This is a genomic window from Paenibacillus sp. G34, from assembly GCF_056856875.1.
Genome location: NZ_CM166469.1, coordinates 5,831,620 through 5,857,525 on the forward strand (window position 1 = coordinate 5,831,620; position 25,906 = coordinate 5,857,525).

The following is a 25,906-nucleotide window of genomic DNA, read 5'->3' on the forward strand; positions in this document are numbered from 1 at the left end:
TCCCCCTCTTTCAATGGCTATCCCTATATCATATCCCGTTCGGGACTAAAACGTAAAGAGAACAGGGTAAATCGGCCAAATTTCCTTGGATGTCGGGTAGCATATTTCTGTGCAAATCCATTATTCTCGTTTTTTCAAAAATAATTTTTTATCCCTTTGATTCATTCTCTGAACCCGGGGGTAAATTAAGAACAAGGCATTAGGTTGGTGTTTCCCCACTTCCTCCTCATGCCATATCATGGACCACTCCCGAAATTCGCCATGCTCAGGTTTCGTTCCCCCGAACCTTGTCATGGCGAATTTAATTTTGTGCAAAAAAAAGATGATCCCATCTCCTCTCGCCACGACCAAACTTGTCGTGAAGCGATAAGATGCATCATCTCACTTCATTATTCCTGTATTATTATCTGGTAAATCTCCGTAACTATCTTCCTACACTCTGACTATTTATACTTGCGAATACGATGCTCCTAAGTGTCGACTCTACCATGGGTTACGCCTGTTTGCTCCACATCGCTCTGCCCTCTGCTTCCATAGGAGAAGTTACAGCAGGAACCATTGTTTCATTTTTGGCTACTGTGGCTACTTGCTCGGTCTTGCGGAGATATACCATCCAGTATGCAGCCGCTACGAACAAAGCACCACCCGTTAGATTACCCAGCCAGACCGGAATAAAATTCATGACGTACTGCCCCCAGGTATAGTGTCCTTCAAAGATCGCTGCCGGAATCAGAAACATGTTGGCCACAACGTGCTGAAATCCGATAGCCACAAACGCCATCGTTGGAAACCATATACCCAGAATTTTACCGCTCATCGTATCGGCCGCATAGGACAGCCACACAGCCAGCGCTACCAGCCAGTTACAGCCTATGCCTGAGATAAAAGCTTGCAAAAAGCTGTCGTGCAGCTTGTGTCCTGCCATATCAACCACTTTAGTCAGGTATACACCTTCGGCTGTAAGCCCGAGCACATGACCAAAGAAAAAGGCCACGAACAGGGCACCGAGCAGATTGCCCAGTGTCACGAGCAACAGGTTCTTCAGCATGCTGGCTGGAGAGATTTTACGTGTGATTGCAGCGAGCGGTACAGCCATCATGTTACCCGTCAACAGTTCTCCCCCGCCAATCAGGACCAGAATTAGACCTACCGGGAACACCGCCGCTCCGATAAATGTTGCAATGCTCCCCCACTCTGCAGGTGCAGATGCAATTACACGAATATCCAATAGAAACCCAAGCGCAATGAATGCACCTGCCAAGAAACCCAAAATCAGTACTGAGGAAACCGGATTTTGCGCTTTTTTCAACCCGGCCTGTGCCGTATATTGTGCAACCTCTTGAGGGGTTTTAGTCGCCATATGTCATCCTCTCCTTTGTCTTCGATCCGTTCGTATGTCAAGAAACGCTATCCATGAATTCATTGTATATCGACCTCTCGGAAAACTTTGTGCAAATAATCACAAAGTAGTTCAAGAAGATGATCAAATTCCCCACCTGCCTTCCAGAGACGACAAAAAGGAAGACTGACGATATGAATCGCCAGCCTCCCCACTGTTCTTTATTTTATGATGCACCCGAATTCTTTATCGTTGCAAGCCATCTTCATTGTGGATGCCTTGCGCAATCCCAGCCAACTTACACCAGTGCTGGTGTTTTAACCTCCACCGGAGGCAGGGCTTGCAGACCTGCAGTGTTCAAGAAGTTCCACGGTTTATTGTAATGTGGTTGGAAGAAGAAGTCGATAAACGCCAGCTCATCCACCGTCATGTTGTTCTGGATACAAACCGAGATTGTATTGATCGACTGCGTCAGATCCACTTGTGACATCACCTGTGCTCCGACAATCCGGCGAGTCGCTTGTTCGTAGACCACTTTAAGAAGCAGTTTCTCAGCGGTTGGCATAAATTCCGGACGGTAGCTGTCTTCCAGGATAACCGCCTCTACCACCAGCCCTTCCTCTCTGGCAGACATTTCGGTCATACCTGTTCCCGCAATATTTTGCTCATAGATTTTGATGCCCGATGTGCCCTGTGTTCCCATGTAAGGAGTCGTTGGACGAACCAGGTTGCGTGCTACGAGTGTACCCATCCGCACAGCGTTTGTTGCCAGTGGAATGTAAGCCGCTTTGCCTGTCGGATTGTAGTGTATCGCACAGCTGTCACCTGCAGCAAAGACATCCTCCTGGCTTGTTTGCATATATTTATCCACGATGATTGCACCGTTAGGTAACATATCCACTTGACCTTTGAGCAACTCCGTATTTGGACGGAATCCGATGCAGAGGATGACCAAGTCAGTCTCGAACTCCCCTTTGGATGTGATGACTTTGGTTACCTTGCCATTCTCGCCCGTAAATTTCTGTACAGTTTGACCAAGAGCCAGTTTGATCCCTTTTTCAGTTAGTGTATCTTCGATAACATCGGTAAATTCGGAGTCAAGATATTTGTTCAAAATACGATCCACACTGTCGATCAGCGTCACTTCTTTACCGTTCATCTGGAATGCCTCGACCAGTTCCACGCCGATGTAACCTGCGCCGACTACAGTAACGCGTTTCGCATCTTTCGCTTTTTCAATAATGGTGTTGGAGTGATTGTAGTTTTTACAGAGCAGGATGTTATCCATCTCGATACCTTCAAGCTTTGGTACAACCGGCCATGAACCCGTAGTTACGATTAGTTTATCAAATGTATCTTCAAATTCTTCCCCGGTTTGCAGATTTTTAGCCCGCAAGGTGTGGCCTTTCGCATCAACTGCAGTAACTTCGTGAAGCATTTTGGTCACAACGCCAAGGTCTGCCAATTGATTTGGCGAAGAATAGAATAAACCGTCCGGATCTTTTACCACTCCACCGACGTAGAGCGCAATGCCACAAGACAGGAAGGAAATGTTGTCATTGCGTTCATAGACCGTAATGGTAGCGTCCGGGTATAATTTAGCGGTATTTACGATAGCTGCCGTTCCTGCGTGTGTACATCCGATGACTGCGATTTTCATGAGTAGTTCCTCCTTGGAGTATATAAAATAATGAATAATAAACGTTATTATGGTTGTGAAATAATTCACTACCAGTTCGAAAGCTCGCTTGTGATTTATTTCACTTTATACACTCATTATAATGTGATCTTTTTCACATTGCAATAGGTTTTGCAAAAATAATTTCTATTTCCTCATAAAATAGTGCCAGTTCAGCTTCCGCGCTCGGTTCTTCAATGACCTCAATACGTTGATTGCACTGACCTAATCCGGTTTTTTACTAATTTTATTTTCTCCGTTTTTTCACTAATTTCATTTTCCCCCAGTTGAATTATGCTTATGCTCTCCAAATCATTCAATTTCCGTATCAACGACCCGATAAGGCTTCTCTTCTATCGATCATAATGGACCTGAGGATGTAATAAAATTGATCCTATTTTTATTTAGGCTTGATTTCTTTATTGGTAAGCGCTTACAATATATAGAATCCTTTTATTGGATTAGTTGTTATACAGGTTCCATATTAGTTATAACAAAATAATATCTCTAGGAGGCGTTCACTTGAGTAACCGTAAATTGCTAGCCCCATTACGCATTATTCCCATTACACTTTCCATGGCCATGATGACCACCGGATTCGGTGCCGCATATGCTGCTGCTTCCGACACTACCGATATTCCCTCCACGTCAGTGACCATTAAAACCGAAGTTTTGCCGAGCCAGAAGTCTAGTTCGATCAGGGTAGACGTGTCCTCATTATTACAAAAATTCAGGGATATCAGCAACTTCTCCACGGGGGACCTTGCCAAAGATACGGCATATGCCCTGAATATCGTATCCTGGCAGATGCCACACGGCGGCTTCTACAAGGACATGGAAAAACAATACGTAAACCCTTGGGATGGTGTGACCGAGCGTTCTGGCTGGAAAGACCCGAATGGTGTTGAGCTTGGAACCTTTGATAATGATGCTACGACTTCGGAAATCCGCTTCCTGACTGAAATGTATGCCAAAACAGGCAATCCCGTCTTTAAGGAAAGTGTCCGCAAAGCCGTTGATTTTATTCTCGTTTCACAATATCCTTCCGGAGGATGGCCTCAAGTTTATCCCAAACGTAGCAATTACTCGGATGCCGTAACGTACAACGATAATGCGATGGTACAGACGATGATTCTGCTGGATGATATCACCCAGCGCAAACACGGGTTTGATAATGATATTCTGACGAGCCAGGAACGCAGTAAACTAAAGGCCGCACTCGATAAAGGCATTACATACACCCTGAAAGCTCAGATTATGAATAACGGAGTCCCCACCGTCTGGGGAGCACAGCATGATCCTGTGACCTATGAACCGTTACCTGGCAGAGCCTATGAGCTGGCTTCCAAATCGGGATCAGAGTCTGTCGCTGTTACAGCATTTCTAATGTCCATACCGCAAACACCTGAAATCGAACATGCTGTCAAAAGTGCCTTGCAATGGTTTGATACCGTTCGCGAAGATGGTACCAAATACAATCGACAAGGCCCTGTATACTTCGAACCGGATGCTGGCAGTGTAATCTGGTACCGTTTCTACAACGTGGAAGAAGATGTTCCTTTTTACGCAGATCGGGACGGCAAGAAATATATGAATATTCTCGAAATAAGCGAAGAACGCAGACATGGCTACTCTTGGGCAGGAAGTTACGCTCGTAATCTGCTGAAGCTTGCCTCTGAGCAAGGGTATTACAAGCTTAGCAAGCCACTTCCCAAATCATAATCATTTCATACTTTTTACTAGGTTTAGACTTATGAATAGAGTGCTTAGTGTGTATCCCCTATGTGGAGATGTAACTCTGTAGACAATTAAAAGAAGCCTGTCTCTGCGAAATAGCAGGACAGGCTTCTTGTCATCATACGTTTACCTTACAGATGCAGCATATTAACCGAGCAATTGCTCAATCGTTGCACTCATGGACTCTGGTGATTCCTTCGGTTCAACGCGGCCCACAACTTCACCTTCACGGTTCACAAGGAACTTGGTAAAGTTCCATTGAATGTCGCTGGTTTCACCTGAGCCAGGCTGCTGTTCTTTCAAATATTGAAACAGGGGATGAGCTTCTTCCCCGTTCACATCTACTTTTGCAAAGACCGGGAAATTAACGCCGTAGTTAATCTGGCAAAAGGATTCTGCTTCTTCGCTTGTCCCAGGCTCTTGTCCACCAAATTGGTTACACGGGAAGCCGAGCACAACGAGGCCTTGATCACGATAACGGTCATAGAGCTTCTGCAATTCCCCGTATTGCGGAGTCAATCCACATTTACTCGCTGTGTTTGCAATAACGAGCACCTTGCCTTGATACATATCCAGCGGCACTTCCTGATTTGCGGTGGTTACCGCCTTGTACGAATATACGGACATTGCTAATTCCTCCTATGAGATCGTAATACCCCAATTATAAACGTGTTCAAGTGTGAACTTCAAATTTACCGGGAAGCCACAATCGCCTCATATCGAGTTTGCCGCTCGGCTTTGCTCAGTTTGGGACACGTGTAACAATAATCTTGACCCCCATCCACCTTATAATACAGGCAGCATGTTGACTTCATTAAGATCTTCTCCCCCGGTTGATACGGGCTGTCGATCTCTACCGGCTTGAATTTTAACAGATTTTTACGCAATCCCAGAACTTCCGGTGGCATCGTTATCACATACTCATACCCCTGAATAACAGCTTCTCGCTCCTGATCCGTAATCTCCATCTGAACAGCCAACGTTTTGAACCATCTCAGGATCGACGCAAGCTGTGCCCACATCTGGCCTGTATTCGCCCCGCCAGCTACTGCCACTCCTTCAATTAAAGGCCGAAGCTGTTCTCCGTAATAAGCTGTGAGCATCGCCTGACGCGTAGATGTAGAAGCTACCGCTGAGTGGTGCTCGTCGTTAACGGGAGGCGCTGGATGAGCCTTTTCAGCGTCATCTAACAGTTGAAAATGAAATGCAGGATATCCATCCTGCAGAGTAAGTTGTAATCGGATATTATCCAGAGAAATATCCAACACCTTGTCACACATCGCGTTTAGGTAATGTATCCCGAGAAGCAAACCACGAACAGAATGCATGAAATACACCGCAGCGGTTTGCAAACTATCTGCACGCAAATGTTCGTTATATGCTGTTAGCATATCTCTGGCCTGCTCTGCGTCTCTTAATGAAGCCAGAGGTACAGCGTAAACAGAGCTCAAAATGGGATTCGTCGAAATACGTGCATATTGTTCAAGCCAGGTGTAATTGATTGCGCTCATTAGTGAACCTCCTATGAATGCGAATGAGCCGCGTGCTAACAGCGCACAGCGGCTTCATTTCTATAATTCAGGATCGCACATCCGATCCAGCTCGGTTATTTTAACTGCCTGTTGCTTGCACGCGATGTTCCGTACGACCCGCCGCATGAACCATCGCACTGTTCACGACCTTGGTTTCAGGAGCAACTGGTCTTGGACGTTCCCCAGCAAGTGCATATGGCAAGCACAGCGGTACATTGGAGCGCGGGTCCATAACGATGTCGGCTTCAATGTTGAATACCTCACGCAGTACATCTGAGGTCATCACTTCTACCGGTGAACCTTCTGCAATGGCTTTACCTTGCTTGATTCCAATCATGTGCTGAGCATAACGAGATGCATGGTTCAGGTCATGGACAACCATTACAATGGTACGATTAGCCGTTGCATTCAGATGCTCCAGCAATTGCAATACTTCAAGCTGATGAGCCATATCGAGGAAGGTTGTCGGCTCGTCCAGGAACAGAATATCGGTTTCCTGTGCGAGTGCCATGGCAATCCAGGCACGTTGACGTTGTCCACCGGACAACTGATCGATTGGACGGTCATGGAATTCTACCATGCCGGTCACTTCGATCGCCCACTCAATCATGCGTTTATCTTCTGCTCGCATGGAACCGAACCCTTTTTGATAAGGAAAACGGCCATAAGAAACCAGTTCTGTAACTGTTAGTCCTTCCGGTGCTGTAGGATTCTGAGGCAGTATCGCAAGCTGCTTGGCAACTTCACGCGTGGACTGCTTATGGATGGACTTGCCGTCGAGTAACACGCTGCCTGACTTTGGAGACATGATGCGTGCCATCGTTTTCAGGATTGTTGATTTCCCCGAACCGTTGGCTCCCACAAGTGCGGTAATTTTCCCTTGCGGAATCTGAATGTTCAGATCCTCAACTATCAGTCTTTCCTCATAAGCGATATCCAGCTTGGACGTCTCCAGACGAAACATGCGATCATCCCTCTCTCATTAATCCCGGTATGTATTCCGGCTATAGTAACGACAACGAAATTGAAATTGTATTCTGATTCGGTATTTCTGAATATTACGGGCGCTTTGATCTTCTAAACTAAACAATTAAATCTTCTACACTAAAGATACTGATAATCATTATCACTTGTCAACCGAAAATCGCAATTATTTTGATGGCATAAGGCTTTTTTTGCTCAAATTCAGCCTCTCTACGACAGTTCTGACACCTATTATATGAGATCATTTCTCAGTGATTCCGTGCCATTTTTCACTGTTCGCCTAATTCCCTTAATTTGAATCAATCTATTTGTGTCTAATTCGTGAACAAAGAACTCATAAGTACACTTCATCTAGAAACGATAATTATTACGTAAAAAAAGATGATCCTGAAACCTCCGTTTCAGAATCATCCCTCAAATCTCACTTTATAGTTCCTTCGCTATTCCGATTCACATTGTGCTTTATACAAATATTCAACTTGGCTTCTGCATCAGATTAATCGTAATCTCCGAGCCCTTGGCGCCCTGCTGGATGCTCACAATATGCTCGGGATTGATATTGTCGGGGATCGAGATCTGCATGCCATAAGGGTACAAGCGATCTGCTTCTGCCTCAGTCAATTGTTTTGGAGTGTCCGTGTTATTCTGGCCCTCTGGCGAAGCTTGATCGGTTGAACTTTCACCTGATTTATCTTGGCTTTGCGCCGGTGATTCATTGGTTGTGCCAGTTGACGCGTTGTCAACTTCGGATGCAGCGTCCTTATCCGCATCACTCGTTGATGCATCTGGCTGTTCTTTCGCGGAATCACCTTGTTTCGTTGTTGTCTCGTCTGTTACGCCAGTTGTTGAATCCGCCGATTCCTGACCTGCATTTTCACCTTTACCTTTGCCTGCATCTGTATCTGTATTTGTATCTGTATCTATATTTGTATCTGCATCTGTCCCGGTGCCTCCAACACGATCCATGCTTTTCCACTGGTCCGTAACATCCAGCTCCTCTGTGCTTCCGTCATCCATACGCAGCTGGAGGTTGCCTTTTTCAAAAGGAATTCCGCCTGTTTCGCTGCGAAAGCGGAGGACTAACTGGGCTGGTGATTTAGACCCTTCCTGCTTGTTCTCTGCAACAATATACGCAATATAGTCTGCTGGCTCTGCTTCAGGATCAACTGAAGCAACCGGTTCGCGATCTATTGGTGGCTGTGCCTGAGGTTCAGATGAATTGTTCATCAGAGCATACGTGCCACCTGCAATACCTAGAATCAGAAACAGTAGTAACAACCCTAGCCAACGTTTTTTCTTACGTCCAGTTAACATGCGCATGAGTGGAGAGGCAAGTTCTGCTTTGGCACGGTCATAGACCGGTTTCAGGGCTTTTCCTGCTTTTGCATAATACGGCTTAAAAACAGATTTGGATCGAAATGCTTCTCGATCATGAGTTTTAAAATACAAGATGATAGCATCAGCGTAACCTTTATGCGCATTGGGACCACGAACGAACATCCGCTGCGTGCCAGACCATTCGAAAAAGGAATAGATTGCTTCGGGGCTTCCTGTATGGCTGCGCACAAACTCGATCAGACCTGAATAATCGAGACGGTTACTGCCACTTCCTCCACGGTAGAATGCCAGCGATAGAGCCTCATACGCTGCCGCTCCGGGCTGATTCCGCAGCTCTGAAGCGAGCCAACGCCGGGTCCAGCGTTGAAGCTCATCCCGCTCTGCAAGGGAGAGGGATTCCATCCCTTCTTCCGCATTTCCAGCACCGCTAAGCCACGCTTTGGCCGCAAGCATCATATTGGTTCTTGCAGCAACATCAGAGCCCTGACGTGCCGCCCAGTCCCGAACCTCTTGCTCATGCTGCAAAATATCGATCTGCAGTAGCTGTTCCCGATTCACTCGTTCCAGATCCAGATCCTGGATCATAAACAGGTTGATGACATAAGCAAGCTTGTCAGCCAGCTTGGTCAGAGCCTCCTGATATGCTTCCTGTTGTCCACCAAGGACCGGAGCAGTTGGTTTGCCAGTAGAATGCATATTCGCATCCTGCTGTCCTGAATGGGCAGTAAACTCCGATTGACCGATATACCCTGTAATCTCCGGTTCCAGCGTACCGTTGCCCGTGATCCGATCTAGAACACTAACCTTCTGAAGAGCTTCATTCGCCGATTGCACCGGATTGGGCGCAGAACACAGTCTTTCCCGTAGCTCGGTACAAGACCGTTCCACCAAAAAAGCGGATTGGATCGCAGACGGATGAGTCGTAACCCATCGCTGGATAAGCTCAATCACACCCGCGGCCGTTTCGGTACGTTTCAGCTGACTATCCAGATATGGTTCAAACAGCAATTTGGTTAACGAAGCATTACCCAGCACCTTATCAAAGAAGGCTTGATTCAGCTGACCATCCCGATCCAGAATGGCATATAGCTCCTGTACGGCCCGCATCCGTTTCTGTGCACGAGCATTGTTCACAGCATAGATAAAATAATCCACAATCCGGGTTTTTACTACAGGTGCAGCAACCCGGAAATATTCGCCGATGCGGGAGGCCACCGCCTCCTCAGGTACATTTTCCCGCCGCACACTGTCCAGCTCTCGGCTGAGCAAGGTCAGGAACAATTCGTTCAAACGTGAACGCCTCTGCAATCCGTCTTCCGGTTTTAGATACGTCAGCAAACCGCTCAGGACGTCGCTTTTATTATTTAAATATAAATCTTCTACGCCTTGTTCAAGGCTATAGAATACAGATAGCTCCCCATAGGCTTCAATGGAAAGGTCCCGTCCAGGCTCCATACCTGCGAGCATCTCATCGGCAAATCCATAGAACTCGGCAGACCTTGACGGATCGTGCATCAAAAACCAAGCAAATTCTGTATAAGGCAGCTTCGCTACCGAAGCGTCCGCGTGGGTGATACGTCCAGAAACGAGATCAAAGGTAAAATCCTTCTCCGTATTCCGATCCTTGGGGCGCAGTGTGCCACGCTCTACAAATTGCACATGAATACCTTTCTTGGCTTGCGGTTCCTTGGCAAACGTCATAAAACCAAGCTGCCGCCGGAATGCATATGGCAATGCCTTGTACAGCAGACGCAGCAGCGCCTTGGCCCCAGCCGTCACTTCCTCCGCTGGCACATCAAGCGCTATGTATACTTTGCGACGGGCAGCTACAGATTGCATCACGGCATAGAGCAACCGCTTGAAGAGTGTCTCGTCCATCTTCAGAGCGCTTAAAACCTGGCTCGGTGAAGCGTCTGGTGCAAAGCTGCCGCCATGCGATCCAGTTCCAGGTCCTGCACCCTTTCCCATCGCTACAGGTAACGCTGTCAGCGTAGGCAACTCCGTGCCCTGCTCGATATCATACGAAGTCGCGAACGCCGCATCCAGCCAGTCGCCACGTTTCATGTACTCTTCCGAGCTTGCGGGAGACAGGACGTAATTGTGAGCAAAAAAAGCGCTGCGCAGGCCGGTAAAGTCCGCAGCCTGGTACACATTTTGCCCGAGAATAGTCTCGCCGCTCTCCAGATGCAGCAAGTGCATGGATGCAGGGAACTTACTCTCGTCCTTCTCGCTCCGGCCTGTCAGCTCCGCAGGAGCGTCATAGACACAGTATGGATGAAGTACTTTTTTGATAAAAGAAGGGTCGAGTCCCGGTGATGCAGCCACCGTGTCGAATCCCTCCGTCGTTCGGAATACCCCGCGCCGCTCTCTTGTGTACATCTGCTGTTCAATGGGCGGAGTGTTGGAAGAACGCATCATCCCACTCTCCCCTTAATGTACTTGAGTTTGTACAACAACCACAGGAAAGGCTCGTCCACACGGATGGGGCTTACCACGCCTTGAATTTTCATATCCACCGGATTGCTGCCCAGCGCAGATACGGCGAAATAAGCAGTGTCCTTGAAGTACACATCCATCGTGCCTTTGAATGGACGATCCACTTTCTCAATAAAGCGGCGAATCTCCCCATCGATATTCTCGAATTCGGTCAGGTCGAAAGAGTCGCGGTGCACCATGTTGCGGAACACATTGCTGTTGGATTTGATGTAATCGCCCTCCTCGTCCTTGAGGGAATGCAGCATGTCACTTTTGGTGAGCACAACAGCGGTTGGAATATTGGTCTTGGCTTTGTCCTGATAGGCGATAAAGTCACCGAAAAGGGTCAGCACCACGTCACGCGGCTCATCGTATTTCGGCGTCCATTCTCCCGGCTCGTTGCCGAGATTAATACGAATTTTGTCCCGAATCGAACGAATCTGGAGCGGATCGACCATAAACAGAATCCCTGCCGAGTTTTTGATATGCTGCCCGTGCAAGCCGAGATAATCCTGCTCCACCATACCTTCACCCGCCACGTCAAAAAACACCAGAGTTAGCGGCGCTTTGTCCTCGTCCTTGAACACAAATTGAAAAATAAATGGTTCCTGCAGCTTTTCCTTCTGCGTGGAATCCAACAGATCCCCCCGCTCGAACAGCGGCTCTTCGTAATCCGCACGGAAACGGCGACTGATCTCTGCGTTGAGCGGCATACAGGCGGCATCAAAATGATCCGCCGTATAATGCTGCAACGTATGAATTAACGAAGTCATGTAAACGGACTTTCCGACCTGGGACGCCCCAATAATCGAAATAATATTGCTCGGTGCCTTACCCGCCGTTACAGGCAACTCGTTATGACAATGCGGGCACAGACGGCGGCGTGTCATGACACCGTACCGATCATTCAGTCCCATGACGATGTTATCCGAATAGATCCGATGTTCCTCAGGCACATCATGCGGAGCCAGTACAGCTTCCATATCAAACACCGTATCCAGCCCAAAGCGCTCCCGATATTTGTTCAGCTTGGCATCTTCTCCGAGCGCATAGTCCTCGTCATCATCACGATGGTGGGCCGCACGGAACACGACCTCTTCCGGTGAAAATTTGCTAAAACAGTACGGACATACAATGTCATAAAACAGCGGTCGTTCCTCCGGCTGCTGTCTCTTCAAAAACCGGCTAAAGAAACTCATAGCCACTCCCCTCCCCGTGTAAATAAGAATTCAACTTCAGTCGTCAAATCTGTTTAATCTGATATCAGCCGATAAGCGGCTCCATATAGGGGACCGTCCGTGAAGAACAACCTCACATAGTCGTCTTTGGCGACTTCCACAGGTGGCATTTCATTTTTACCTGCTGCAAAATCACTCACAAATGGATACACGGTACCATCATCCTTATTCAGTGGAACGCCACCCTGCTTGCGAACATAACAAAGCGCTTCTTTTGGCACAGGCACCTCGGCAGTCACGGTGATAAACACCGTCTTGCGTTTCTGAAAAAAGCCGCTCTTGTAACGAATGGCAAAGCGGATATCCGCCTTGCCTGCACTCGCAATACCTTGATTATCTTCATCCTGCTGACGAATCAGCACAGGACCGTCTTCCTGCATCTGGCATGCATACACCGTATACTGGATCGCACCAAAACCGGTGATTCGATCCGGATACCCGTTATTTGCCTTGTATTCTTCACGCGTATACAGTTTCAGCTTGCCCTGTGTTTCTCCAACACCACGGTCACTGTAATCAACCTCACCGATATGTCCTTTGTCCGTAGGATCAGCGTTCATCCGATTGAGTTCCAGCCGCTCTACGTATACCGCCTCAAGCTGCTCCGGCCAGAGCCATCGAAGTGTACAGCGACCTTCGTCAACCGCGAGCGTTAACTTTCGAATCCGGGGAGCCGAAGGATCTGCATCTGCATTAATGTACCGCATATTCCATTGACCTCCCCGATGTTAAAATCCTTTGCTGCGTGTGTCTCTTGGCCGCTGACCGAATCCTTCCGCAGATGAAGTTCCACGGCCAGCATCCCGGCGTCCTTTGTTCTTACGCGGTGTGTTCTCTTTGATCGGAACAATCCAGGAGAAGAGGGTGAGCACCCCCGATAGGATCAGCATCGCTCCCAATCGAACGAAAGCATCACCTACATTCGAACCGTTCAATCCCCATTCCAGTAACAGTCCGGCCAGCAAGCCCGATACTGCACCGCCTACACCAAAGCTGAGAGCCAGATGACGGTTATCAAACACAAGTCCAAGGGATACGCCAAGCGCCACACCAATCAATAGCAAGGCGGTGACGCGGAAAATAGCCAAATACATGCTATGCTCCATCGCACCGGTACGCTCCGTAACCAAAGTACGTTCATCGATCGTATCGTAAATCTTCTGGAAAGCGACATTCAGCCCGCCTGCGTCTGGCACATCATAGTACATTCCGCCGGTTTGCTGAGCAATGCTTTTGAGCAAATCCGTGCCCGAAGGGTCTACGAGGCTCAAACCAACGGTATGGATAGCCACCTGTTCTTGTACATACTGCGGCAAAATAGCTGAGATATCGGCGTCACTGAATCCGTCAGATAACAGGATAACGACTGTTCCCCGTTTTGGATCCTGTTTGCCTTTAATCAGCTCCATGCCTTCTCGCAGTACCGTATCAAAATTAGTGCCGCCCGACGTCGTAACGATGCTGTCGATTTTGCTATTTACTTCATTTTTCGCTGCCTCGCTGTCTACGGCAATGAACGGCTGCAACAACTGCGGCTGATCATGAAACGTAATCACTGCGACCTGTTTGTCACTTTCCATCTGATTAATCAAGGTCTTGGCAGCTTCAAACCGTCCGTTATTCGGATCTGTATCATTCATGCTGCCCGAGTTGTCTATCATTAATATGATGTCTTTGACCTGTTTCGCCCCGCCCGGATTGATCTGATAGAGCAATTGCAATCCCAGTCCTACAACCAGCAGCAGTGCTAACGTTGCCGGCACCAACAGCTTCCAGGATAAACTGAGATATCGAAGCTTCCACGAAGCGCCATTCAGACGCGGTGAGATCATCTCCGCCAGCAGGCAGAACAGTCCTACACTAAGCGCAAGTACACCGAAATATAACCCCATCAGCAGTAGGCGCGGCATTTCCCCAAGCCACTGATGCAGCATGATTTCTCCTGCCGCAAAACCCACTGCTCCGCCAATCAGACTGAACAGTACCAGGAGAAGATTAATTTTTCGCTGCATGTCTACATGCATCCTTTCTCAAAACCCGCCAGAAGCGGGCTGACTTAATACCCTGTAACCCCGCTCATCAAAGGGGAGACAGTTTCTCTATCAGATCCGCAGGATGAAACTCATAACCGTTCTCCGTGTACGAGTCGTAGTACACCTTGCCGTTACGGTACACCATAAGATCCTCCAGATGGAAACCACCCATCAGATTAAGCTTCTCCACCCCGCTGCTACGTTCCTCATACACCACACCCAGCTTGTAGATGCGTGAGGTTTCCTCGGCATGTGCCGCGTAGTCCATAAAAGCACTGTGATGGTCGCCAAAAAAGTACTTCTCTTCATACCGATGCTCTTGCGTATAGTCGAACACCCGTATCCGAACAACCGCCTGATCTTCCAATGTGCGATACAGCCTGCGGAATAGATCATCGCGGGTCAACACATCCCGATCCCTGTACGTAATCGTCACATTAGCTCGCTGCAACAGTTCCTCTTCGAACGGCAATCGCAGTGGTTCCGCGGAGAGCAGCAAAGCACGGCAAACTTCCATTAAACGTGCAAGCAAACGTTCACTGCCTTCGGTAGCGAGCTGGTTCATGTCTCCCATATGTCGATCTTCGAACCATACATCCCGCCCCCGTCTCGCCTCCAGGTCGGTGATCAGTTCTTCTGTCACTCTGCCATAATACTCCATCACGTTCTGACCGATATATTCATCGGCAGCAGCGATACTATCTTCCGCTGCTCCTCGCAATGTGCGTTCCAATGCTTCGAGTGAGGCCGTAACCTGGCGGCTGTAGCGGTTCAGCTCTTCCATTTCCGTATCGTAGATCCGAAGCAGATGCAGTTCATTTTCAAGCCGCAGCAAATCTACTTTGGGCTCGTATACACGCTCCAGCAGACAATCGATCAGATTGCGCACGTTCTGCTTGTCGCGGAAGAGAGCCCGTTTGATCGGTTGATCCTCTACCCGTTCCTGCTGACGCTGTTCCAGTAGGGCCCGTGCGGATTCGAGTTGCATCGATTTGTCACGAATCAGCGCGAGCAGCGCCTCACGCACGCTACCGGGCTCACCATCACTCCAGGCCACCCATTGAAAGTAACCCACCTCCGGGTGCTCCATGTGGGACTGCTCGGCCTGACGGCGAAGCGACCCGCTGGAACTGCGTTCACGTACACGCTCCTGCAGCGGACGAACCACATTCTCGCGGAAATAGGCTTCTGCACCTTCTCCGTAGAGCGCTCGCTCTGCTTCCCGCAAGGAGAGCGGCTTGAGCTCAGCGAAGCTCCGATTATGCGTCATGATGCCGCTCATGCCACTAACCAAATCTTCGTTTGGCAACAGACCCTCCACCTTCCGTTCCACGGAGGAAGCGTCCAGTCCGAAAAAGGCCATTTTATCCTTAATGCTCCAGTCCGGCTCCTGTTGCATCCGGCTGAGCAGATAACGGTACAGATGGTACAGCACGGTTAGCGCAATCGGTTTGTTCGGCCGCCTGATCTCGGCAAAACCCGCACTGGCGTATCCATGCTGATCCGAGGTGGTGCGGATATTATTTTTAAACGACGTATTGTTGTAGGTATTCGCACCCGTACTGGCGATGGCAGCACGGTCTTCGTGACTTTCCTCCTGCTTCCGGTTTTTCAGCAGACAGATGCGGCAGATGATCTCGGCATTTTCAATCCATCCGCCAGGCACACCCGTACCACGTTCGTTTTTGTCTGAAAGCACGTAGACCAGATCGAACAAAGGCGTTGCGGGATGGTTGACGGGAATGGAAATTCCGTCCTCCGTCACCAGCAGGTTGCCGCTGAACTTATAGTCCAGCGATTGCATGTGATCCAGCTCCCGCAGAAATGCGAGCCCTGCGGCACTGGAATATCCGAAGGAATCAACCTGCTCCATCTCGCTAACCAGCACATGCAGATCGGTCTGTACTGATTTGAAAGATTGCGCAAGAATCGTCTCAGCCAGCTTTGTGATCTCAGGCAACAATACATTCAGCGGATCATCCGCTCGGGTGATGACCGTCACGTAAATTCGGTCAAAGGAAGAATACAGACGTCCATACTCGGCAATGCGGTTGCTGACCCGCCTCATCATACGATTTAATCCAAAAAGCGCCTCCGCTGACTCGTGAAAGCTGTGGTGCACGTCCTTGCGCAGCGTTTTGGAAGAAGGTCGCTGTGACTGCGAGGTGGAGAGTGGTAAACGGTGGTATGTGACCTGAGCGTTTTCATGTGATGATGCGGCCCCGTAACCTGATCTTGCTTTCTCTTGATGGTGAGACGAATTTGTTGCATTCACCACGCCTACTGGATTCAATGCGTTCGAAGCATTTGAAGCACTCGATGCATTTCCCGCATCGGCTTCATCCGATGCATCGTCTGTCCCAATGTGCACGTAGACCACACCGTCTTCGTTATCCCACTTCAACTGATTAATATCATGCACAGCGGATACTGCTGGTTTTACCAGATCACCGACAAAAAGGAACAGGGCAGGGTAATGGATGCTGCTGCGTCCATCCCCTTGGCTCCCCTGACGTTCCTGCTCTGCGGCGTAACGTGCAGCGTACTTGTAAAGCTCACGCTTTAGTGCGTGCTGCATCCCGTTTTCTTTTTGCTGCATATTTATTGGTACATTCATACCATCAGCCACCTTATTTCAGCCTTCTGCGAATATCGTTCAGCTTCGACGACATCGTTCTGTAGAACTGGTAGATGTCTTCTCCGTTCGCGAGTTCTACCCGCTCGTACTCCAGACGATCACGCGATTCCATAAACAGAGTTGCCAGATCATCCAGCTTGCTCAGCAGTGGTGTAATATCCTCGGAAGCCGTCAGATCATTATCGCGGCGGGAGGCTTTACGCAGCAATGTGCTGCGATCCTTCTCGGACAGGCCGCGGAAGTTGCCAAACACTTCGTACTCGGCAAAATTGCGGCTCTTCATCAGGTTGGCAAACGGCTCCCATGCGTCTTCCTCCGGATCACGGTCGTAGACGTACAGTGCACCCTTTTTGACAATCGTATCGGTATAGAGCGCTTCGATAAAGCGGTCATACCACTGCTCTTCGTCTTGGTACTGTGCAAGGATGCCTTCCAGCTCGGCAACTTTGGCTGTGATTGCGTTCATCTTCGCCAGTTCCTCACGTACCCGCGCGATGAGCTGCGGAGAGCGTACCAGGTTTTCTTTGGCCATATCTTCATTAATACTTCCGAAAATATCCTTCACATTCACCCGCGGCAACCCTTCGGATTGCAAACGTTTCAGCTCAAGGACAGCCCGTTTCACTTCACCCAGATTCGGTGCGTTTGAAGCGAGACGCATGTCGTAAGCAGCCAGCTTGGCAGATAAGTCAAACGATTCCGTTGTGACAATCGCATAGCGGTTACTTGTATTTTCATCCTCCGATTTGGCAGTGACAATGTCATAACCGAGCGCTTGCTCGAATTCACTGCGAACCCGTGCATTATACTGCTTCACGCGGGCATTTTCGTACACATCTCCCCAAGACTTTTCAGGGATTGGAGATGGCAAGTACGTCCAGTTGTTTTTCTCCGTCTGCACCAGATGGCGTCCAATACCCTCTTTGTCCAAAATCGTGCGTTCATAGCTCTCTTCATAGACTTTGAGCGGTGTGTAAACAAACAGCGGCACCCCGTTGCGGGTATTCAGCCAGAAGATCCGGTTCCGTACTTCGCTCTCTTTCACCGTAAAGTGGGATTTGCCCACGGCGTTGTTCTGGTAGTTGCGAATCCCTTTCAGGATTCCTGGAGCCTGTGCTGGCACGGATACAAATCCCCAAGAAGGGAAATGCAAACTGCCTGTGCTGTTGCTCAGATTAAACACCGGTACGGCCTCGTCATCCAGCTTGCCTGCGATGAAACGTTCTACGAACTTCTCAACGGACTCGTCTTTTCCGTATTTGATCACCAGGAAATCTTCCATGGAGCGGGTAATGAGATCACCGAACTTTTCGCTCAGGAAGTCAGAGATCGAGCTGACAATATCAATCTCGTTTTCCTTCACCCACTGGCTCGAATTCTCCAGCAACTCACGCGAGAAGTCGCGGATCAGATCATCCGTATCGCGTTTGTCCAGCAGCCCGTCCACCACGCTCACGATATCCGGTACACTTACCACGTTCCAATAATACGTTTTGTTGCCTTTGTGATCGGTCTGCTCTTCGCCGCGTGTCAGCAGATCGCCGTTCTTGGCAAAGATGGAGCTGAGGGCATTCAGCGTCTCGGAAAATACGTTATAAATGCGGCTGTTCTCTTGGTTCAGCAGTTCATACAGGTCTTCATAGAACTCAATCATCTGGTCGTTGCGTTCCACATCGGCGTGCAACCAGTATTCATGGATTTTCGCTTCAATATAAGCATTCTTCTTCTTCTCTTTGGAGACAAAAGCGCTCTTCGCATCGCCAAGTTTCTCTTCGGACTGCTCCTGAGCCGCTTCAATATCACGCGGAATGCGGAACGCATTTTCGCGCAGCGTTTCGATGTACGACTGAATCATTTTCAGTACACAGAATCCTTTTTCGGTATAAATCAAACGAGAAACGTAGAACGGCCCCTGTTCAGGATGCAAAAACATACGCCGGATCTGCTCGGTAAACTGACCTGCAATCTCACCCGGCAGCTGTTTCTTCGCCTTGATATATTCCTCGCGAGCACGTGCCAGGAAGTTCTGCTCCAGCTCCGTATCCATGTTGACGACCTGGGATTTCACCACGTTGCCATAGGATAGACGTTCGCTGTTCTGGTAACCCGGTAAGGGCTCGGGTACACGGGATTCGAAGGATTTAACCACACTTTCGAGATCAATGCCCAGCTTGCGCGCGAACTTCTCGGTATCCTCCTGATTCGGTGCTTTCGAGAACATGGTGCTCATCTTGTCAAACATCCGGTAGGCCAGATATGTTGTCATCTCTTCAATCGGCAGTACAGCCGAAGATGCACCGATAATGTTGTAATCATAGTTCGCCGGGTATACTTTGTTCATCTGGGCAATGTTGGTGCGAATGTTGCTGATATAGTCATGGATCGCAAACTCTTCACCCGACTGCTTCTCTTCACTGGATATAAAGTTGGTGATGTTCTCCGCCGTAACGTTCATGCAGTAGTCGTAGGCATTCTCCAGCAATTTGCCTTCCGTATTCGTTGCCGAGATCAGATGGCATAGGTTAAATGGCGGGAGCGGAGAGTTTACGGTCAAAATGTTGCCGTACTTCTGTGTAAACCGCTCGCCGCGGCTGTCCACGTTCATCCAGTAATCCAGCTCTTTGAGCGCTGCATATCCGTTCTTGCGAATATATTCGCGTGTATGCTCGCTCAGGCTTTTGTTAGACAGGTTCACGTCAGGCGTGAACAGGTAACCGAGCGTGTTGACGCGGTCAATCCCGGCAGAGCCGTGATCCCGCTCAATAATGCCGCGCACGATATAGGAAATATCGAGGAAGCAGCCGCTGCCTGTACCACCGGACAGACCGGTGAGCAGGAATACCATCAGTTTTTTGTTCGTGCCAACGGATAATGTTTTGATTTTTTTATCGATGGCCTGTACGACTTGATTGATCTTCGTAAACAGCAGCAAACGTCCAGCCTGACGCACCCCTGCGGCTCCGTTCATACCGTCCGTGATGCTCAGTTCAGGAGACAGCCAGTCTGTAATATACGGCTCCAGCACGCTGCGGTTCTGCAAAAGGCCACCAATCTCGGCATTCGAAAGCAGTACAAATTCGTTGATCGGATCAAGGCCGATGCCTCTGTATTTCTTCGCGCGATCCTGTTCGTTTGTCTCAAACGCCAGAAATTCAACGTTGTCCGGCTTCTCCATCTTTTTCTTGGACACCGGGTCTTGCGGCAGCTTGAAACGACGATTGATCTGATATTTCAGACGCAGTAGCGCGTCAATTCCCGTTCCGCCCAGACCGATAATCAGAATCGGGTTATCAATCGTATCGACCCTGATTTTCTCACTGACGATACCTCCGCCCAGTGATACATCCAGTTGTTGAATATGTTCTCTCACGATCGGTTTCATTCAATATCCTCCCTTAATAAACCAGTTGGGTACAACTCATTACACTCGCCACTCCGATGACAGAGGAACCTTCCGATCGCTGTTATCCCCGGATATCTTTGAAATGTTTTCAAGGATGATATCCGGTGATAAAGGCGAACGCTTCGCTTCTTCAGGTTTTCTCTGTCCTCTCCGTTAACGTGTAAACAATTAGCCCAACTTATATTGGTATCCCTTTAAATCAAATCATGCATTTAAAACAAATTATCAATTTAAACCAATAAACCGAACAATCATGTTACACCAAATACTCAATCAAAATCGTTTTATCCGCCTGTTGCAGCGGGATGCTCAGCCGATCACCGTTCTTCAGTTCAACGCCTGAGCTCGCATCCACCGCACGGCCGGATTTCTCCAGCGTACCTCCTGCGGTATTGCGGATGATCAATCGGTCTCCATTGCCAGGAGTAAATATATATTTTTCGGTTTCCTTCAGTTCAGGGTCAAGCTGCAGCAATTGATGCAGGTGGAACTTGCCCCGGAAGGATGCCAGCTTCTTGTATTGCGGATAAGACTTGTCTCCGGTGTTCTCATCCCGAATCTCTACGATGATCTGACCGACAAAGCCGCGATTTTTGCGTTTCAGCCAGCCCATCAGGAACCAGCCGCACGCCGCCACCACGATCAGGGCAATCACACCCAGGATGACAGGCAACCAAGGGAAAGGTTTGTCATTCGCAGCAGCTGGCGTTGTCGGTTGTGCCTGACTTCCGCCTGTGCCCCCTGCGTTGATGACGATCGGTGCACTCTCACGGTAAAAGCTGTCTTCCTCTGCACGTATGACCAGCTCATAGTTGTGATTGTCCGGTACTTCAAAGGTTCCGGAAAAACCGGTGCCCGTGTTCTTCAGCGGTTGCTCTTCGCTCTTGCCTGTATCCTTGTCATTCACAACCAGGGTGGCCTTCATGTCCGCGTATAGATCCTTATCTTGTAGCGGCTGACCGCCATTTTCCAGCCTCGCTGACAGGTCGATCTTGTCACCCTTCGTATAGGACTTGGTCTTAATTGGGTCCGCAACGAGTTGAAGATCATAGTTAAACAGCAGGTTGATATCAATGCTGTCTTTGGGAGCCCCTTTTACCCGAAGTTTCCAGTCGCCCTCCTGAGGTTTCAGCAGTTTTACGAGTGAATAACTTTTGGATGTGGACAGCTTGGCCTCTTTCGAATTCAGATTCACGTTTTTGCCTGAAGGATCCGTTAACTGTATTTGTACCGGCTTCGAGGACATGATGGAAATATTGGCTTCCAGCACGCTGTCATTCGGCACACTCACGGTAACTTCCTGATAACTGCCGTTTCCGGTTATAGAAGGCAGCTTCACCACATTCAGCTTGGCATGATCGGCGAAAATTTCACTTAGAATCTGTGGCAGATCATCCGGTGTATCGGTAATAAACGACTTGCCTCCCGTTTGTTTGGCGAGGTCTGCAAGTGCATTTTTGTTCAGCTTGCCATCTGCGTTAAGTCCGATGGTGTAGACTGGAATGCCTTTCGCTTGCGCATCCTTAACGGCTTTCGCCAGATCCGCATCCGACTCGGCCTGGGTGCGTCCTTTGCTTTTGTTAAAATCGTTATTGCCATCCGCGAGCAGTACGATCATGGGCGAGTGTGATGCGTCAGCCCCGTGGTTCAAAATATTCACAGCTTCCGCAACACCAACGGAAATATCGGTGTACGGGCCTCTGCCTAGCTGGTCGATAAAGTCTTTTAGATTGCTTTTATCTGCATCAGACTGAATCTCAAGCATAGCTTTCTCTCGCTCCACCTGATCGGTGTAGGCGACAATACCTACTTTATCGCCGACGGTTGGCAGCATATCTATAAACATTTTCATCGCTTCGTTACTGATCTTGTCACGATCACTTGTATTCATCGAGTTGCTGACATCGGCTACAAGCACCGCGTCGATTCCACTCGTCTGTGTCCGGGCAGCTTCCGCTTGGGGGAGCAATGCCGAAGGCAGCAGCAGGGTTAGTAATGCCAGCAGAACCAAGGTTCCGCTGATCCAGCGTTTTTTGCGTATCCGCAGCATGGGCTGTACTCCTTCACGTTTGAGATTAAAATGCGAATAGTTTATTATAGGCGTCAAGCCTTAAGGAAATCTTAACAGTCTGCTAATAAAATCTGAAAAGCACCCCTATTCTGAGTTACAGTTTTGTAATGTCTGACAAAAATCGACGATTTTAGGGCTTTAGTCGGAACAATTATTCCAACTATGGAAATATGATATAGTTATTGCCAGCAAACTGCAATATAACAGTGCTTGATTCTCGAGCATGGAAAGGGACGGAATTATGGTTACATACGTATGCCTCGCCATATTGTTTCTTTTTGTCATCATCAGGGTGATCACGTTCCAGGTTCATCGCCGCAAACCCGTCTCCCGCGAAGACACAGACCGCACGCTGTACCATATTCTGAATGGCGGACGTGATGGAGCATGAATACGAAAAAAGTTGTATCGCTACGACCATTTAACCGAACGACATATGCCTTTGAAAAGTTGCATATTTGCAAGCGCTGCGGACAATATACATGCCTTTGGGAAGATACCTGCACCTCCTGCGGGCGCGGCACACTCGTCTCTGTGCAAGAGAAAGCCGATTCACGAGTGAAACGCCGGATGGTACATGATGTGTTCTTCGTTCTATTGATGGGCGCAGCAGCTACTTATTTCGGTGAGACGCTCGATCAGTCCATGATCGCGGCTACAGTGTCGCTATTGCTGCTCGGTGGTCTGATCTTCATGCAGCAGCGCTCATTCCAGGTTGAACAAAGACGCGAAATGAGACGCTTATTGCAACTGGATGAAGAAGTGATCCGCCAGAGCATCAACCGAAACTGGGCTCTCGTTGCCGAAGCGCGAAAAGAAGATGAGGCGCTCGCGTATGAAATGCTGCGCGAGATTGGCTCCCTGATCTATAACGATCGAATCCGGCTACAACAGATCGCGTTACTACAGTCCTTCGTGTTGCGTAGCGATATGGACTTGCAGCTTAAACCGCTCCTGCTCCATAACTTCGAGCGACTGCTCGCCGAGTATATTGGAGAAGTTGCCCGGCTGAAGCCGGAGTTGGTTCGTGAAGACGCGATTCGTTATATCGCGACGTATGAGGTTCACATTTTACAGCTGCATAACGGTATTCAAATTCTGACCGCCGTTGCCGCAGCTGCTGTGCGCAAAAGCAAATATATTGAACTGTTTCCCAGTCTGATCACCCGCTATGCACGTTTCATGCCCAAAGACCGGTTTATGCGGCTTTATCACACGATCGAGCGTTATCCAACCAAAGCACGCGGTGGCCTCGCGGAGTCCGTCGGCCGGGTATACAACGAAAAGTACCGCGATCAGTACGCTGCTGATGTTCATGGGTGACAGTCCATGCAACAAGTGGGTCTATACCGTAAGCGGTGAGAGAATAACCTACGGGTTTGCATGGACACCAACGCACGGGCGCTGGAACCAAGTTGCGTTGCTTGTATATGTGAATGTGCAGAGGTACGGGCACCGAGACTGGTCTAGTTCAGATTCAGAAAAGTGAATACATTGCGTATGATAACCTGCTGTACTATCCGTAAGTAAAATAATGCAAATTAGCTCCCTAACTATAGACGAACGGTACACCAAGCTTCCCTGCATTGTTGTGATCTAGCAGCAAGATATCGTGCCATCTTTTCATCATATAAGTTTTAAACCGAAAACACCCCGTCCTTAGGTCTAGGATGAGGTGTTTTGTCGTTCTGATTCATATTGCTCGGATTCTAACGATCACAGGGGAGCTTATTTCGGCTAAATTGGCACACTAGAAATTCTAACGATCTCCAGGAGCCTTATTTCGCTGAAATTGGAACTAGAATAAAAAGTGGACACCCGTTAACGGACAGAAGGATAATAAGGCTAACGGAGGTGTGTCTATATGGGAGAACAACGGCAACGATACAATGAAGAATTCAAGAAGCAAACGGTAAAATTTATTCAAGAACAGACCAAGACACTTGGAGACTTGGCAGAAGAACTCAACATTCCCAAAAGTACATTACACCAGTGGATGGGCAAGTATCGTGAACTTAAACATGAGCCCGTAGCTAGCGTAGATCGAGTGAAAGAACTGGAGGCCGAGCTCCAAGAAATGCGCCGGTTACTTCAAGAGAAAGAACATACCCTTGCGGACACGCAAGAGGAACTGGCTATCGTAAAAAAAGCAGTGCACATCTTCAGCAAACCAAAGAACTAAGATTTCAGTTTGTGGAAAACCATCGCTCCCTGTTTTCTTTGGAGAAGATGTGCACCCTGTTACATGTGTCACGGAGCGGATATTACAAATGGCGGATGGATCGAACAAGTAAGCAGCAGCACCGGAGAGCTGAGATCATGAAGCGTATTCGGTTTCATTTCTACGACCACCAGAAGCGGTGTGGAAGTCCGAAAATTACGTATGCGCTCCATCTGGAAGGATACAACATCTCTTCCCGTACCGTCAGTATATACATGCGTCAAATGAATCTTCGTTCCGTGCACAGTCCACGGTATCGTGTCCAAACAACGAATTCTAACCATCATCATCCCATTGCACCTAATACGCTGAACCAGCAATTTCAAACGTCCAAACCGAACACCGCATGGGTCACCGATATCACCTACATTCCCTGCCGAGGAGGCCGGTTATATCTCGCCAGTGTTCTGGATTTGTGTACGCGTGAAATTGTAGGCTGGCGTCTGTACAACCATATGGAAACAAGCCTGGCGCTCGATGCATTGAATGATGCTTACCAGGCTAAACGCCCCGCTCCAGGACTGCTCCATCACTCGGATCGTGGCTCGCAGTACACGTCAAAAGAATACGTGGAGCAACTGAAATCGTATGGTATGGAACTCAGTATGAGCCGCCGAGGAAACTGTTACGATAACGCATGTATCGAGTCTTGGCACAGTATTTTGAAGAAGGAACTCATTTACTGTAACCCTCGTTTTAAGAATCCAGAAGAGGCTTATAACGCCATTTACCAGTACATTGAGTTCTATTACAACCGCAAGCGAATGCATGGTGCGCTAGGTTATCTTTCCCCTGCTCGTTTTGCGAAGAAATTTACGGACAAATCCGTCGCGTAAGTGTCTACTTTCTTGACATAGGTCCAAATCACCACAATTCACTCTATTTTTGTGGCTTTATCACCAAATAGCGTTTCTCCTGATCGTTAGAATTTTCCAACCCCCATTAAGGCCTAAATAAGGTTTCTCGTGATCGTTAGCGTTCGGAAATGAGATAAAGCGAAGTGGTCGTTTGGTGAGGTTAAAAGTTAACTAATATGTAGTGTGATAGAAGGCGAAGTATCGCAAGGCAATCGGCGGCACTCATGGCACAACATTAAGGTAAAAAATGGGCTAACTCAAAGTGATATCACATCAAAGCTAGCAGTAGTGTAGCCATCATAGCGTGGTGACTGTGCAACGAGTGAGAGATGGAGTGAGGTTCATCGTGTAGATAAATACAT

At 48.6% G+C, this 25,906-nt stretch carries 17 protein-coding genes; 5 read left to right on the top strand and 12 right to left on the bottom strand.

Annotation, left to right across the window (positions count from 1 at the left end; translation table 11 throughout):
* Positions 1 to 493: 493 nt before the first annotated feature.
* Positions 494 to 1,360 carry a formate/nitrite transporter family protein gene (locus AC1VYS_RS26400; protein WP_482912087.1) on the bottom strand — a complete coding sequence of 289 codons (867 nt, stop codon included), beginning with the start codon at positions 1,358 to 1,360 and terminating at the stop codon, positions 494 to 496.
* A gap of 277 nt (positions 1,361 to 1,637) precedes the next feature.
* Positions 1,638 to 2,999, bottom strand: coding sequence for an FAD-dependent oxidoreductase (locus tag AC1VYS_RS26405; protein WP_482912088.1), 1,362 nt, complete (start codon positions 2,997 to 2,999; stop codon positions 1,638 to 1,640).
* A gap of 540 nt (positions 3,000 to 3,539) precedes the next feature.
* On the opposite strand from AC1VYS_RS26405, the gene pelA reads away from it, so the two are divergent.
* Entirely contained in the window at positions 3,540 to 4,739 is a 1,200-nt protein-coding gene (gene pelA, locus AC1VYS_RS26410) for a pectate lyase (protein WP_482912089.1), read from the top strand.
* A 162-nt stretch (positions 4,740 to 4,901) separates the two neighbouring features.
* Here pelA and AC1VYS_RS26415 read toward each other — a convergent pair whose 3' ends face one another.
* The 10 genes from AC1VYS_RS26415 to AC1VYS_RS26460 all read right to left on the bottom strand — a co-directional run bounded on the left by AC1VYS_RS26415 (position 4,902) and on the right by AC1VYS_RS26460 (position 22,445).
* Positions 4,902 to 5,381 carry a glutathione peroxidase gene (locus AC1VYS_RS26415; protein ID WP_090924172.1) on the bottom strand — a complete coding sequence of 160 codons (480 nt, stop codon included), beginning with the start codon at positions 5,379 to 5,381 and terminating at the stop codon, positions 4,902 to 4,904.
* A 65-nt stretch (positions 5,382 to 5,446) separates the two neighbouring features.
* Positions 5,447 to 6,265: an IucA/IucC family C-terminal-domain containing protein gene (locus AC1VYS_RS26420; RefSeq protein WP_482912090.1), complete on the bottom strand. Its 819-nt coding sequence runs from the start codon at positions 6,263 to 6,265 to the stop codon at positions 5,447 to 5,449.
* A 100-nt stretch (positions 6,266 to 6,365) separates the two neighbouring features.
* Positions 6,366 to 7,250, bottom strand: a complete 885-nt coding sequence (locus AC1VYS_RS26425) for an ABC transporter ATP-binding protein (protein ID WP_482912091.1) — start codon at positions 7,248 to 7,250, stop codon at positions 6,366 to 6,368.
* 494 nt (positions 7,251 to 7,744) lie between these two features.
* The gene (locus tag AC1VYS_RS26430; RefSeq protein ID WP_482912092.1) at positions 7,745 to 11,023 is read right to left on the bottom strand and encodes a GAP1-N2 domain-containing protein; all 3,279 of its coding nucleotides are present in this window, start codon (positions 11,021 to 11,023) and stop codon (positions 7,745 to 7,747) included.
* The gene (locus AC1VYS_RS26435; RefSeq protein WP_482912093.1) at positions 11,023 to 12,282 is read right to left on the bottom strand and encodes a TRAFAC clade GTPase domain-containing protein; all 1,260 of its coding nucleotides are present in this window, start codon (positions 12,280 to 12,282) and stop codon (positions 11,023 to 11,025) included. Before AC1VYS_RS26435 ends, AC1VYS_RS26430 begins: the two co-directional genes overlap by 1 nt.
* A 53-nt stretch (positions 12,283 to 12,335) precedes the next feature.
* On the bottom strand, positions 12,336 to 13,028 hold the full coding sequence (locus tag AC1VYS_RS26440) for a beta-mannanase (protein ID WP_482912094.1): 693 nt from the start codon (positions 13,026 to 13,028) through the stop codon (positions 12,336 to 12,338).
* Positions 13,029 to 13,049: 21 nt separating this feature from the next.
* Positions 13,050 to 14,333 carry a vWA domain-containing protein gene (locus tag AC1VYS_RS26445; protein ID WP_482912095.1) on the bottom strand — a complete coding sequence of 428 codons (1,284 nt, stop codon included), beginning with the start codon at positions 14,331 to 14,333 and terminating at the stop codon, positions 13,050 to 13,052.
* Positions 14,334 to 14,400: 67 nt separating this feature from the next.
* Entirely contained in the window at positions 14,401 to 16,971 is a 2,571-nt protein-coding gene (locus AC1VYS_RS26450) for a transcription initiation factor TFIID (RefSeq protein ID WP_482912096.1), read from the bottom strand.
* A 13-nt stretch (positions 16,972 to 16,984) separates the two neighbouring features.
* Complete coding sequence (locus AC1VYS_RS26455; RefSeq protein WP_482912097.1) at positions 16,985 to 20,374, bottom strand: tubulin-like doman-containing protein; 3,390 nt, start codon at positions 20,372 to 20,374, stop codon at positions 16,985 to 16,987.
* A gap of 277 nt (positions 20,375 to 20,651) precedes the next feature.
* Complete coding sequence (locus AC1VYS_RS26460; protein ID WP_482912098.1) at positions 20,652 to 22,445, bottom strand: vWA domain-containing protein; 1,794 nt, start codon at positions 22,443 to 22,445, stop codon at positions 20,652 to 20,654.
* A 262-nt stretch (positions 22,446 to 22,707) separates the two neighbouring features.
* On the opposite strand from AC1VYS_RS26460, the gene AC1VYS_RS26465 reads away from it, so the two are divergent.
* The 4 genes from AC1VYS_RS26465 to AC1VYS_RS26480 all read left to right on the top strand — a co-directional run bounded on the left by AC1VYS_RS26465 (position 22,708) and on the right by AC1VYS_RS26480 (position 25,523).
* On the top strand, positions 22,708 to 22,857 hold the full coding sequence (locus AC1VYS_RS26465) for a hypothetical protein (protein WP_482934435.1): 150 nt from the start codon (positions 22,708 to 22,710) through the stop codon (positions 22,855 to 22,857).
* On the top strand, positions 22,854 to 23,789 hold the full coding sequence (locus AC1VYS_RS26470) for a hypothetical protein (protein ID WP_482912100.1): 936 nt from the start codon (positions 22,854 to 22,856) through the stop codon (positions 23,787 to 23,789). Before AC1VYS_RS26465 ends, AC1VYS_RS26470 begins: the two co-directional genes overlap by 4 nt.
* A 541-nt stretch (positions 23,790 to 24,330) precedes the next feature.
* On the top strand, positions 24,331 to 24,648 hold the full coding sequence (locus tag AC1VYS_RS26475) for a transposase (protein ID WP_482912101.1): 318 nt from the start codon (positions 24,331 to 24,333) through the stop codon (positions 24,646 to 24,648).
* A gap of 11 nt (positions 24,649 to 24,659) precedes the next feature.
* On the top strand, positions 24,660 to 25,523 hold the full coding sequence (locus tag AC1VYS_RS26480; RefSeq protein ID WP_482912102.1) for an IS3 family transposase: 864 nt from the start codon (positions 24,660 to 24,662) through the stop codon (positions 25,521 to 25,523).
* Positions 25,524 to 25,906 lie beyond the last annotated feature (383 nt).